General features: G+C 70.8%; 9 protein-coding genes. 5 read left to right on the top strand and 4 right to left on the bottom strand.

The window, feature by feature from the left end; genetic code table 11:
• Positions 1 to 11: 11 nt before the first annotated feature.
• Positions 12 to 1073: a 4-hydroxy-3-methylbut-2-enyl diphosphate reductase gene (ispH, locus tag ACJX2R_RS13960; RefSeq protein WP_413100379.1), complete on the bottom strand. Its 1062-nt coding sequence runs from the start codon at positions 1071 to 1073 to the stop codon at positions 12 to 14.
• Between the two features lie 750 nt (positions 1074 to 1823).
• Between ispH and ACJX2R_RS13955 the strand changes: the two genes are divergently transcribed.
• From ACJX2R_RS13955 to ACJX2R_RS13945, 3 genes are all read left to right on the top strand, one after another.
• Positions 1824 to 3008, top strand: a complete 1185-nt coding sequence (locus tag ACJX2R_RS13955) for a 3-deoxy-7-phosphoheptulonate synthase (RefSeq protein ID WP_413100378.1) — start codon at positions 1824 to 1826, stop codon at positions 3006 to 3008.
• A gap of 43 nt (positions 3009 to 3051) precedes the next feature.
• Positions 3052 to 5184 (top strand): aminodeoxychorismate synthase component I, encoded by a 2133-nt coding sequence (gene pabB, locus ACJX2R_RS13950; protein ID WP_413100377.1) that lies wholly within the window; start codon positions 3052 to 3054, stop codon positions 5182 to 5184.
• 103 nt (positions 5185 to 5287) lie between these two features.
• Positions 5288 to 5923 (top strand): TetR/AcrR family transcriptional regulator, encoded by a 636-nt coding sequence (locus ACJX2R_RS13945; RefSeq protein WP_413100376.1) that lies wholly within the window; start codon positions 5288 to 5290, stop codon positions 5921 to 5923.
• On the opposite strand, the gene ACJX2R_RS13940 is transcribed toward ACJX2R_RS13945, so the two are convergent.
• Both ACJX2R_RS13940 and ACJX2R_RS13935 read right to left on the bottom strand, forming a co-directional pair.
• Positions 5914 to 6375: a MaoC family dehydratase gene (locus ACJX2R_RS13940; RefSeq protein WP_262703670.1), complete on the bottom strand. Its 462-nt coding sequence runs from the start codon at positions 6373 to 6375 to the stop codon at positions 5914 to 5916. The genes ACJX2R_RS13945 and ACJX2R_RS13940 overlap by 10 nt on opposite strands.
• A 232-nt stretch (positions 6376 to 6607) precedes the next feature.
• Entirely contained in the window at positions 6608 to 7219 is a 612-nt protein-coding gene (locus ACJX2R_RS13935) for a hypothetical protein (RefSeq protein ID WP_262703669.1), read from the bottom strand.
• A gap of 200 nt (positions 7220 to 7419) precedes the next feature.
• On the opposite strand from ACJX2R_RS13935, the gene ACJX2R_RS13930 reads away from it, so the two are divergent.
• On the top strand, positions 7420 to 10254 hold the full coding sequence (locus ACJX2R_RS13930) for a penicillin acylase family protein (RefSeq protein WP_413100375.1): 2835 nt from the start codon (positions 7420 to 7422) through the stop codon (positions 10252 to 10254).
• Between the two features lie 75 nt (positions 10255 to 10329).
• Here the strand turns inward: ACJX2R_RS13930 and ACJX2R_RS13925 are convergent, their stop codons facing one another.
• The gene (locus ACJX2R_RS13925; RefSeq protein ID WP_413100374.1) at positions 10330 to 11661 is read right to left on the bottom strand and encodes a serine-threonine protein kinase; all 1332 of its coding nucleotides are present in this window, start codon (positions 11659 to 11661) and stop codon (positions 10330 to 10332) included.
• Positions 11662 to 11960: 299 nt separating this feature from the next.
• Here ACJX2R_RS13925 and ACJX2R_RS13920 point away from each other — a divergent pair, with 299 nt between their 5' ends.
• On the top strand, positions 11961 to 13001 hold the full coding sequence (locus tag ACJX2R_RS13920) for a LysR family transcriptional regulator (protein ID WP_413100373.1): 1041 nt from the start codon (positions 11961 to 11963) through the stop codon (positions 12999 to 13001).
• Positions 13002 to 13030: the final 29 nt, after the last annotated feature.

The raw sequence follows: 13030 nt of genomic DNA, 5'->3' as shown, positions 1-13030 counted from the left end.
CGTATGGACCGTCACTTCGTCCTCCTGGAGGGGCCGGCCGGTGCGTCCGTCGGGACCTTCGACCAGGCGTCGTCGAGCCGTTCCCGGTCCTCGGACCGGATGCCGTCGGTGAGCGACAGGGGCATGGAGAAGACCACGTCCTCGACGGCCGTGGACTCGATGTCGACCTGGTCATGGCCGAACTCGGCCAGCCGGTCGAGGAGTTGGTTGACCAGGGCGTCCGGGACGCTGGCGCCGGAGCTGACGCCGACGGTGGTCACGCCCTCCAGCCAGCCGCCGTCCAGCCGGGAGACGTCCGGGACCAGCTGGGCGGGGGTTCCGGCGTCGCGGGCGACATCGACCATCCGCTGGGAGTTGCTGGAGTTCTCCGAGCCCACCACCAGCACCAGATCCGCCTGCCGGGCGAGGGACTTGATGCCGTTCTGCCGGTTCTGGCTGGCGTAGCAGATGGTGTCGGTCCCGGGGCCGGCGATGTCGTCGAACCGCTCGGTGAGGGCGCGGACGATGTCGGCGGTCTCGTCCACCGACAGGGTGGTCTGGGTCAGATAGGCCACCGGGGTGTTCCGGGGCAGGTCCAGCCGTTCGACGTCCTCGACGGTCTCCACGACCAGGGTTTCCCTCGGTGCCTCCCCGCGAGTCCCTTCCGTTTCCTCGTGTTCCGCATGTCCCACGAGCAGCAGTACCCGGCCGTCCCTGACCACCCGGCGCGCCTGCTGGTGCACCTTGGCGACCAGAGGGCAGGTGGCGTCGATGACCTGGAGATTTCTGGTGGACGCGGCGGTGCGGACGGCGGGCGCGACACCGTGTGCGGAAAAGAGGCAGACGGCCCCTTCGGGAACGTCGTATTCCGATTCCACAAAGCGTGCGCCCTTGCGCTCCAGGAGGCCGACGACGTAGTGGTTGTGGACGATCTGTTTTCGAACATAAATAGGCGGGCCGTATACCTCAAGGGCCCGCTCGACCATGGCAATGGCGCGGCGGACACCCGCGCAGAAACCACGGGGTTCGGCGAGGATGACGCGTTTGCGGGACGCTCTCGTATCGGGCTGGGAGGTCTTCGTGCTTAAGCGCATGACGTATTGCTCCAACGCCGGCTTGCGGCTCGGATGAGAATGGACGCGTCGCTGTGCGGCCATGCCGCCTAAGGCGGTCATGGCTTTGTCCCGACGTTTGCGGATGGCTGTCGAAGGGTCGGCGGCCCAGCGGTCAGCAATTGCCCACACGGCCATGAAAGCTGATCTGAGCTGGGGAAACGCCGAGAGAGCCACTGCCGGGAGGCAGGGCGTTAAGGGCGGTCTCCGGAAGCCGGCGCTCGGAGACGATGCGATGGAAGAGACATTCACTTACCCCCGTAAGTCTCATGTGATTTCTACGCCATCCGTTGCAGTGCCCCCACTGGATAAGCGCAGGTCGAAAACACTATAGAAGGCGAGTCTGAGTGCAAGTCTTACGCATGTGACCTTCGTCACATTCCGAAATGTCGGCGGAACTGTCGCTTACGGTTACACCCTATTGCTAAGCTCCCTGCCGCGTTGAATCGACCGTGTCGTCGGCCGCGCAACGGGGGCTCTAAGCCGGAAATTCCGGCAGTAACCGCTGGTAATCCCTTCCGGGTGATGAAGAAATTCACTCGAAGGAGTGACGGACGCATATTCACCATTTCTATATCCGCTGGTCGCGGATTTGCGACCGGGAGCGGATGCGTCCGTTTCCTCGGTTCCGTCGACCCGTCCGGCCAGCCGGTTCGCGGGCCTCACGGGTGTCCCGCGCCGCCTCGGCGCTTCAGCAGGATGTGTCCGGCCCGACCAGTGGAGGCTTCCTACATGACCGCTCCCGGCCCGACCGCGGAGAAGGTGACCGCTCAGCAGCCGCCGTGGCCCGACCCGGACCGGCTCGAGGAGATCCGGCACGCCCTGAGCGGCCGCCCCGCGCTGATCCCCCTGGAGGAGACCGAGCAGCTCACCCGGCGGATGGCCGCGGTGCAGCGCGGCGAGGCCGCCGTGCTCCAGGGCGGGGACTGCGCCGAGCTGTTCACCGACGCCGCGCCGCGGGTGGTGCGGCGCAAACTGGGGCAGCTGCGCGAGCTGTCCACGGTGATCCGCACCGGTCTCGGCCTTCCGGTGGTGACGATGGGCCGGATCGCGGGCCAGTACGCCAAGCCCAGATCGGCGCCGTACGACACGCTCGCCGACGGGAGCCGGTTACCCGTCTACCGGGGAGACGCGGTCAACGGCGCCGCCGCCGATCCGCGCGCCCGGATCCCCGACCCGGACCGGCTGCTCACCGCCTACGACCGCGCGGCAGCCGTGCTGTCCACGATGCGGAACGAACAGACGGCCCACGACGACGCCGAGCGGATCCACGCCTCCCATGAACTGCTGCTGCTCCCCTATGAGTTGCCCCTGGTCCGGGCGGCCGCCGACGGCGGCGGCTTCGCCTCCTCCCTCCACTTCGGCTGGATCGGCGAGCGGACCAGGGACCCCGGGGGGCCGCACATCCGGCTGGCCGCCTCGATCCGCAACCCCGTCGGCGTCAAGGTCGGGCCCTCCGCGACCCCCGCGGACCTGGTGGAACTGGCCCGGCTGCTCAACCCCCAGCGCCGGCCCGGCCGGCTGGCCTTCATCGTGCGCATGGGCGCGGACCGGATCGGCTGGCTGCTGCCGCCGCTGGTCGAGGCGGTCGCGGAGACCGGGATCCCGGTGGTCTGGCTGAGCGATCCCATGCACGGCAACACGATCCGCTCCGGAAGCGGTCACAAGACCAGAACCCTGTGGGCGATCCGCGACGAGATGGCCGCGTTCCACCGGATCCTGCGGGACCGCGGTCAGTGGCCCGGCGGGCTGCACCTGGAGCTGACGCCGGAACCGGTGACCGAGTGCGTCGCGGAGGCCGGGGACGCCGGGGCCGCCGCGTTCCCCCGGTTCCGGTCCCCCTGTGACCCCCGGCTGAACCCCGAGCAGGCCGCCGAAACGGTCCACGCGTTCACCTCGCTGCTCAGCGCGGGGTGAACCGTGCCGGTCATCCTTAAGTTCCGATAGGTTCGAGGTTTCGATGCGCACGCTGCTGGTAGACAACCACGACTCGTTCACCTACAACCTGTTCCACTACCTGGCCGAGGTGGGCGGCCGGGAGCCCGAGGTGATCCGGCACGACGACCCCGGCTGGAAGCCCGAGATGCTGCGGGACTTCGACAACGTCGTCATCTCCCCCGGCCCCGGCAGCCCCGAGCGCGCGGCCGACTTCGGCATCTGCCGCGACATCGTCCTCGAAGGCGCCCTGCCGCTGCTCGGCGTCTGCCTGGGCCACCAGGGGGTGGGCCTGCTGAGCGGCGCCCGGGTGGTCCGGGCCGCCGAGCCCCGGCACGGGCGGCTGTCCCGGGTGACCCATGACGGCACCGGCCTCTTCGCCGGACTGCCCAGCCCCTTCGACGTCGTCCGCTACCACTCGCTCACCGTCACCGACCTGCCCGAGGAGCTGCGGGCCACCGCCTGGACCGAGGACGGGGTGCTGATGGGGATCGCCCACCGCGAACGGCCCCTGTGGGGCGTGCAGTTCCACCCCGAGTCCATCTGCACCGAGCACGGCCGGCTGCTGCTGGGCAACTTCGCCGGTCTCACCCGGTCCTGGCAGGCCCGGCGGGGAGTGGAACCGGCGGCGCGGCGGCGCGGCACCCGCTCCGCCCCCCGGGGCGGCGCGGAGCCCACCGCCACCCCGCGCGCCACCCCGCGGTCCCTGCGGGTGCTGGTGGAGACCCTGCCCACCCGCTGGTCCGACGAGGTCGTCTTCGACCGGCTGTTCCGCGCCGACGGACACGCCTTCTGGCTGGACAGCAGCGCCACCGGGGGCGAGCGCGGACGGTTCTCGATGATGGGGGACGCCTCCGGGCCGCTCGCCCGGGTCGCCACCGCCGACACCTGGGCGGGCACGGTCACCGTCACGGCGGGCGGCTCCCGCGAGGTGCTCCACGAGGAGTTCCTGACCTGGATCGAGCGCGACCTGCGCGCCGCCCGGGTCCAACTGCCCGCGCTGCCCTTCGACTTCGCCCTCGGCTGGACCGGCTACCTCGGGTACGAGCTCAAGGCCGAATGCGGCGGTGAGCGCACCCACCGCTCCCCGGAACCCGACGCCGCGATGGTCTTCGCGGACCGCGCCGTGGTGTTCGACCACCAGACCTCGACCACCTACCTCCTCGCCCTGGCGGAGGAGGGCGAGCGGCGGGGCGGCGAGGAGCAGGCCCGGACATGGCTGCGCGGGACCGCCGGCCGGCTTGCGGAGCTGGCCGGGCGGGAGCCCCGCGCCACCCCGCTCACCACCGGCCCGGACGAGGTACGGCTGCGCCATGACCGCGAGCGCTACCTGGAGATGATCGCCACCTGCCAGGAGCTGATCACCGCGGGGGAGACCTATGAGGTGTGCCTGACGAACATGGCCGAGGCCGACGGCCCGGTGGACCCGTGGGCCGCGTACCAGTACCTGCGCCGGCTCAGCCCCGCGCCGTTCGCCGCCCTGCTCCGCTTCGGCCCGCTGTCCGTGCTGAGCACCTCGCCCGAGCGCTTTCTGCGGGTCTTCCGGGACGGCACCGTGGAGTCCCAGCCGATCAAGGGCACCCGGCCGCGCGGCGGCTCCCCGGCCGAGGACGAACTGCTGCGGGTGGACCTCGCGACCAGCGAGAAGGACCGCTCCGAGAACCTGATGATCGTCGATCTGGTGCGCAACGACCTCGGCCGCACCGCGGAGATCGGCTCGGTGCGGGTGCCCAAGATATTCGACGTCGAGACCTATGCGACGGTGCATCAGCTGGTCAGCACGGTACGCGCCACGCTGCGGCCGGCCACCTCCGCGGTCGAGAGCGTGCGCGCCGCCTTCCCCGGCGGGTCGATGACCGGCGCGCCCAAGATCCGCACCATGCAGATCATCGACGATCTGGAGGCGGGGCCGCGCGGGGTGTACTCCGGCGCCATCGGCTACTTCTCGCTGTCCGGGGCGTGCGATCTGAGCATCGTGATCCGCACCCTGGTGGTGACCCCGGACCGGGTCAGGTACGGGGTGGGCGGGGCGATAGTGGCGCTGTCCGACCCGGACGAGGAGTTCGAGGAGACGGCCGTGAAGGCGACCCCGCTACTGCGGCTGCTGGGCGCGGAGTTTCCCGGCCGGGTGGGCACCGAGACGGCGGCGGCCCGCTGAGCGCCCACCGCGGCCCCGCAGCGTCAGCCGCTGATGTCACAGGCGTGAAGGTCCACCGGAGCGGGCCTAAGCGCTTGCTCACTCTCCGTGTAGGGTGTGCGCCATGGACGCGGAGCCCAAGAACACCGGAGGCAAGGTCGAGCCCTGGGGCGACATCACCCCCGACGCCGCCCGGCGGCTGGTGAGCGCCGCCGTGCACGCCTTCGCGGAGCGTGGCTACCACGCCACCACCACCCGGGACATCGCCAGCCGCGCCGGAATGAGCCCGGCCGCGCTCTACATCCACTACAAGACCAAGGAAGAGCTCCTCTACCAGATCAGCAAGGTCGGCCATGAGCGGGCCCTGTCGATCGTGGAGCGGGCGCGGGACGGCGAAGGCACCCCCGCCGAGCGGCTGGCCGCCGCCGTCCGCTCCTTCGTCCGCTGGCACGCCGAGCACCATACGACCGCGCGCGTGGTGCAGTACGAGCTCGGCGCGCTCGCGGCGGAGCACCACGCGGAGGTCATCGCGGTCCGCAAGGCCACGGACGGGGCGGTGCGCTCGATCATCGAGGACGGGGTGAAGGCGGGCGTCTTCGACGTCCCCGACGTCCGCGGCACCACGGTCGCGGTGCTGTCCCTGTGCATCGACGTCGCCCGCTGGTTCAACGCCGCCGGGCGCAGCACCCCCGACGAGGTCGGCGACCTCTACGCGGGTCTGGTGCTGCGCATGGTGGGCGCCGGAGGCGATCAGGGGTAGTAGCGGACGACGGACTCCGCCACGCAGACCGGCTTGGCGCCGCCCTCCCGCTCCAGGGTCACCGTCAGCGTCATCTGGAGACCGTCCTTGACCTCGGCCACGTCCACGATCCGGCCGGTGGCGCGCAGCCGGGAGCCGACCGGGACGGGGGAGGGGAAGCGGACCTTGTTGACCCCGTAGTTGATGCCCATGCTCACGCCCTCGACCCGCAGCAGCTGCGGGGTGAACGACGGCAGCAGGGACAGCGTCAGATAGCCGTGCGCGATCGTGGTGCCGAACGGACCGGCGGCCGCCTTCTCCGGGTCCACATGGATCCACTGGTGGTCGCCGGTCGCGTCGGCGAACAGATCGATGCGCTTCTGGTCGATCTCCAGCCAGTCGCTGGGGCCGAGTTCCTCGCCGACCGCGGACCGCAGTTCATCGGGCGAGGTGAAGATCCTGGGCTCTGTCATGCGTGCCTCCCGGGCAACCACTCACTAAGCGACTGCTCAGCATGGTGGGCTGACCTGGACCCTGTCAACGCGGCCCGCGCCGACGCGGCCATCGGCATGCGTCAGCGATCGACGGCATGTGTCAGCGGCCGACGGTGATCGACGGCGGTCTCAGGGGGATTCCGGCGCGCTCGCCGGTCGTCCGGTGCTCAAAGGTTCCGACGAGCGCGCTCCCGGCCGGGGCGGCCGGGTGTCATACGGTGGCGTACCGGCTCATCCGGACCACGCGCCGCGCCGCCGCCAGGGCCTCGGTGGTCAGCAGCGGCAGCGGCACCACGATGCCGCAGTCCGCGCAGACCGGCCCGGCCGAGGGATAGCGGTCCAGGTTCTCGCGCCAGACCAGCCCCGGTCGGATGCATACCGGGCAGGCCGCCCCCGGGCCCGACTCCATCGCCGCGATCAGCCGTCGCAGCACATCCGCGAGGCGGTCGTCGGGGTGGGTCGAGGGGCTCTCGCAGGGAATGATGTCGCATCCGCCCCAGGTGCGCAGATGCCAGTCGTCGACAGCGCTGGGCTGCCGGATGCCGAGGAGTTTCTCCTGCCTGCGCCGGGCGGCGAAGTCCGCCTCGTACGCGAGCCACAGTGTGCGGGCCTCCTCGAGCTCCTCAAGGGCGGTGAGCAGTCGTAGGGGGTCCGGCCTGCGATCCTCCGGGGTGATCCCGGAGCGGGTGCACAGATGGTGCCAGGTCGCCCGGTGCCCGTACGGCGCGAACCGTTCCAGGCATTTGCGCAGCGATGTGCGCCGAGCGGTGATGTGTCTGCGTGGATTGCGAACCTCTCGGGCGAGTGCTCTGAAACCGGCCACTTCCTACCACCTCCGCGATTGCGGACCCGACTCGTTGTCGAATGGACGTAACGCAGCGCGATCCGGATCCATCGAATTCCCTGGATCTTCGCGAGCAGTCCTCATTGGCCCCCGAGCGGAAAGAAGTTGACGCCCGCTCATCTTCCGGGCCGCTGATACCGCCGGTAACCTCCGTCCGACGGTAATCGGGAGGAGCGCACATGCGACGACGAACCCCCAGGCCCACCAGAACCCGCAAGCTCACCAGTACCGTGCTCGCCGCGGCCGCCGCGCTCGGCCTCGGCATCGCCCTCGCGGCCCCGGTGCCCCAGCCGGCCCGGGCGGAGCCCGCCGCGGCGGCCGCCACCGACTACTGCCGGGGCCAGTGCTCCGACATCCTCCCGCCGGGCGCCACCGGCAACGCCACCCTCGCCGACATCCTCGCCAACCGGGTGCTGGGCACCCACCCCGAGCACAGCACCGACCAGCTCGGCCCGTACGGCGATCTGGCGAGCGGCTACCCCACCCTCACCGACGACAAGCTGAACAGCTTCTTCAACGACTCCTCCTTCGGAGTCCCCGCCGACCAGGTCGCCTCCGTGACCAAGCCGCGCGACGACGTCACGATCACCCGCGACAAGAAGACCGGCGTCCCGCACATCCAGGGCACCACCCGCGAGGGCACCGAGTACGGCGCCGGATACGCCGCCGCCCAGGACCGGCTGTGGCTGATGGACCTCTTCCGCCATGTGGGCCGCGGCGAGCTGACCCCCTTCGCCGGCGGCGCACCCGCCAACCAGGGCCTGGAACAGGACTTCTTCCGCCAGGCGCCGTACACCGAAGAGGACTACCAGGCGCAGATCGACTACATCCTCGCGCACGGCGGAGAGCGCGGCCGCCAGGCGCTGGCCGACGCCCAGGCGTATGTCGACGGCATCAACGCCTACGCCAAGAAGTCCAAGGACGGCCGATACTTCCCCGGCGAGTACGTGCTCACCGGCCATATCGACGCGATCACCAACGCCGGTGAGATCCAGCCGTTCAAGCTCACCGACCTGATCGCCCTCGCCTCCGTCGTCGGCGCGCTCTTCGGCAACGGCGGGGGCGGCGAGGTGGAGGGCGCGCTCTCGCTGCTCGCCGCCCAGCAGAAGTACGGCCTCGCCGAGGGCACCAAGGTGTGGGAGTCCTTCCGGGAGCGCAACGACCCGGAGGCGGTGCTGACCGTACGGGACGGCAGCTTCCCGTACGCGGGGAAGCCCGCCGATCCCAAGGGCACCGCCCTGCCCGACACCGGCTCGGTCACCCCCGAACAGCTCGTCTACGACCGCGAGGGCGGCGCCGCCACCAAGGCCCGCACCCAGGTCAAGGCCCCCAAGTCGTCCCTGGAGCCGCTGCGCGGCATCTACGACGACGGAGTGCTGCCCCGCGATCTGTTCAGTCGTAAGAAGGGCATGTCCAACGCGCTCGTGGTCTCCGGCAAGTACACCGAGAGCGGCCACCCGGTGGCCGTCTTCGGCCCCCAGACCGGCTACTTCGCCCCGCAGCTGCTGATGCTCCAGGAGATCCAGGGCCCGGGGATCAGCGCCCGCGGCGCCTCCTTCGCGGGGGTCGGGATGTACGTCCAGCTCGGCCGGGGCCAGGACTACGCCTGGAGCGCCACCACCTCCGCGCAGGACATCACCGACACCTACGCGGTCGAGCTGTGCTCCCCGGACGGCTCCGCGCCGTCCAAGGACTCCACGTACTACCGCTTCCGCGGCGACTGTGTGCCGATGGACAAGCTCGAGCGGCGCAATGCCTGGAAGCCCACCCTCGCCGACTCCACCGCCGCCGGCTCGTACCGGATGCAGGTCTACCGCACCAAGTACGGGCTGGTGACCCATCGCGCGACCGTCGGCGGCAAACCGGTGGCCTACACCATGCTGCGCTCCACCTACCGCCACGAGGCCGACTCCATCATCGGCTTCCAGATGCTCAACGACCCCGGCTATGTGACCGACGCCAAGTCCTTCCAGAGCGCGGCGCAGCACATCAACTACACCTTCAACTGGTTCTACGCCGACTCCCGGCAGACCGGCTACTACAACAGCGGGCTCAACCCGGTGCGCGCCGCCGACGTCGACTCCTCGCTCCCGGTGAAGGCCGAAACCGCCTATGAATGGCGGGACTTCGACCCGAAGGACAACACCGCGGCCGCCACCCCGCCCGCCGAACACCCCCAGTCCATCGACCAGGACTACTACATCAGCTGGAACAACAAACTGGCCAAGGACTACAGCGCGGCCGGCTTCGGCAACGGCTCGGTGCACCGCGGCAACCTCCTCGACGACCGGGTGCGCGCCCTGGTCCGCAAGGGCGGTGTGACCCGCTCCGCGCTCACCCGGGCCATGGCCGAGGCGGCCGTCACCGATCTGCGCGGCGAGGACGTGCTGCCGGAGCTGCTGAAGGTGGTGCGCTCCAAGCCCATCGACGACCCCAAGCTGGCGACGGCCGTGGCTCAGCTGGACTCCTGGCGGTCGGCGGGCTCACAGCGCCATGAGACCAGCGCCGGATCGCACACCTACGGGCACGCCGACGCGGTGCGCATCATGGACGCCTGGTGGCCGCTGCTGGTCGAGGCCGAGTTCAAGTCCGGCCTGGGCGACGGGCTCTACGACGCGCTGCGCACCAATCTGTCCGTCGACGAATCGCCCTCGGCCGGGCACGGCCCCACCGGCTCGCACGCCGGGTCGTCCTTCCAGTACGGCTGGTGGTCCTATGTCGACAAGGACCTGCGCACGGTACTCGGCGAGGACGTCAAGGGCCCGCTGGCCCGCCCGTACTGCGGCGGCGGGGAGCTCGGCGCCTGCCGTGACGCCCTGCTGACCAGCCTGAAGACGGCCGTGGGCAAGACCGCCGCCCAGGTCTACCCGGGGGACGACAACTGCTCCGCGGGCGACCAGTGGTGCGCCGACGCCATCATCCAACGGCCCGTCGGCGGGCTCACCCACGACAAGATCAGCTGGCAGAACCGGCCCACCTTCCAGCAGGTCGTGGAGTTCCCGGCGCACCGCTGAGGCCATGAGGACGGCCCACCGCCGACGCCATGAGGGGCGGGGCCTCGCACCCGGTGAGGCCCCGTCCCCGGTCGGCTACCCCTCTCCGATCCGGCCCGCGCGCAGCACCACCCGGGCCAGCTCCTCATGGCAGATGTCGCTGTGCGCCCCGGCCGGCGGCACACCGTGCCTGACCACCTCCGAGACATCGACGCTCACACAGCCCCCGGCCGGGAGCCGGCCGTCCAGCGCCTCGGCCAGCTCCAGCCGCGGGCAGTCGTCCACCGCCTGGACGCCGTCGTACCCGATCGCCCCCCAGCGGATGTCGCCCGGCAGCAGCGGGGCGTCGTCCCAGGACGCCCGCGACGCCACCGGATACAGCAGCCCGAGCGCCGTGTCATGGCGCGAATGGCAGGACACCAGCGGTCCGCCGACCCGGCGCGGGGCGTCGCGCAGCACCCCGCCCCGGTCGGCCGCGTGCGGCAGCCGCTCGGCGAAGGCGTAAGTCGAGAACGCCCCCTGGAGCAGGGTCACCGACGCCACCGTGGCACCCTCCGGAAGACCGGTCAGCGCGAACGACACCAGCCGGCCGCCGAAGCTGTGGCCGACCAGATGGAGCCGCGGCGCGGGCCGGAGGGACGCGAGGGCGCCGAGCACCGGCCCGAGGCCCTCGCGTCCGACCGTGCCGGCCCGCCGCTTCATCACGTAGTACGTCCCCTGGCGCAGCAGCTCGTGCGCCCCGTCCCAGAGCCCGCCGAGTCCGCCGAGTCCGCCGAGCCCGCTGTCGAAGGCGGCGCGGTCCTCGGAGTCGGTCTTCCCGCGCGCCTCGGTGAGCGCGGCGGCGAACCGCTCACAGACCTCCGTCACATCCTCCCCGAACATCGCCGGTACGCCGTCCTCGTCCCGCTCCGCGCCCGTGTCCGCCGCGTCCCCCGCGCCGCCGGACATCCCGCGCACCCGCACAAGACCGCGCACCAGCACCGCGAACTCGTCCAGCGCCGCCAGCCGTTCCGGCCGCTCGGCCAGCAGCTCCGCGAGGCGCGCCACGATCTGCTGCCGCCCCGGGAAGACCACGTCCAGCGCCCGGTGGGTGTCCGCGTCCAGCCCCGGGGGCGCGCCGGGCGCCTGCTCCCGGGGTAACCCGCCGAGCGACTCGTCGGCGAACCGCATCGACGGCCACACCACTCCCACATAGCCCAGCCGCGCCGGGCCCGCCTCGCCGAGCAGCCCCGGAAAGGGCGCGAAGAAGCGGTCGTACAGTCGTGTGGCCATCGTCCGGGTGTTGTTCCAGCCGTGCGAGAACACCACCAGATCGGTGAGCTCCGCTTGAGCGGCCCCTTCCAGCAGCCGGTCCCGCTGCCGGGTGTCGACGTCCCCGTCCGCGTCGAATCTCAGCTCCCAGTACGGCCTTACGCTCATCCCCGTCATCGTTCTTTCCCCTCGGATGGTCCGATGTGCGTGCATCGTCCCAACTGCCCCGACCGCTGGCCATACGACACGCGTACGGTCGCCGTCGGACAATCGGCCAGCCGTTCGACTTACCCGGAATGGGACGGGTGGAACCTGGAATGCCGGACTCCGTCACCATCCGGCGATAGGGAATTCCCGAATATCCATCGGAAGAATATCGCCGCTGTTCTCGGGATCAGTACATGACAAGGCGCTGCACTATGCTGCGAACGGAAACGTCATTGGGGTGCCGAATACTCTTCGAGCGGAAGGCCGGAATGCCCTTAAAGGATCGATGGCAGTACCCGACGGCGCTGCTGGACACCACGATGGACCAGCTCAGGACGTTGCTCGCGGTCCATGAGGCGGGCACCGCGCTGGGCGCCGCCCGGCTGCTGGGGCGCGAGCAGTCCAGTGTGCAGAAACAACTGGACACCCTGAACCGGAACTTCGGCGCACTGTGCGGAGAGCCGCTGGTGGTCAAACGGGGGCGCAGTCAGAATGTGCTCTTCACCGCGACCGGGGAGTCGCTCGCCGGACTCGCGCGCGGCACCCTGGAGGACTGGCGGGAGGGGCTGCACGACTGCCGCCGCCGGCTCGGCAGCCGGCTCGTGGTCGGCTCCACCCGTTACACCCTCGGCTTTCTGCTGAATGCCGTGGAGCTGGTCACCGAGGAATTCGACGGCCGGGGCGTCGAGCTCAAGGTCGAGCATGTGCGCACCCGGGATCTGCTCCAGCGGCTCGACGCCAAGGAGCTCGACCTGGTCTGTGGCAGCGTGCTCACCACTGCGGGCCACGACGACCGGCTCGACGGCTTCGAGGTGATGGAGTGGCGGCGCAGCGGTCTTTCCCTGGTCACCAACCTCGACGCCGAGGAGCTGCCCGGACCCTCGGTCCCGGTGAGCGAGCTGCCCCGGCTGCCGCTCGCGGTCTCCGCCGACGGCCTCATACCCGGCTTCCTGCGCGGCTGGTTCGGCGCCCGCTACCGCCAGGAACTGCATATCGCCGCCGAGATCGACACCGTGCAGTACGGTCTCGAACTGCTCTCCTCGGGGGTGCAGCGCGGCTGTGTGCTGGTCACCGAGGGCATCGGCGACGCGGTGGCCGACGGCCGGATCCGGGCCGGGGTCGGGCTGCGCACCCTGGAGCTGACCGACGGCATGGGGCCGGAGCTGGAAGTGCTGGTCGGGGTGTTCGTACGGGCCGGGGAGCGCACCGCGCAGGACGCCGGCCATCCGCTCAACGTGCTGTGGAGCGCGCTCGCCGGGGAGAACGCGCGGTGGCGCAGCGTCATGCGCAAGGAGCGCCCCGGCCGGTAACCCGCACGCCGCCGGTGGATAACCCCGCG

The organism is Streptomyces sp. Inha503 (assembly GCF_047215865.1).
Lineage (GTDB): Bacteria > Actinomycetota > Actinomycetes > Streptomycetales > Streptomycetaceae > Streptomyces > Streptomyces lycopersici.
The sequence above is the reverse complement of the archived record's forward strand: the minus strand, read 5'-3'. Positions and strand labels throughout refer to the sequence as shown.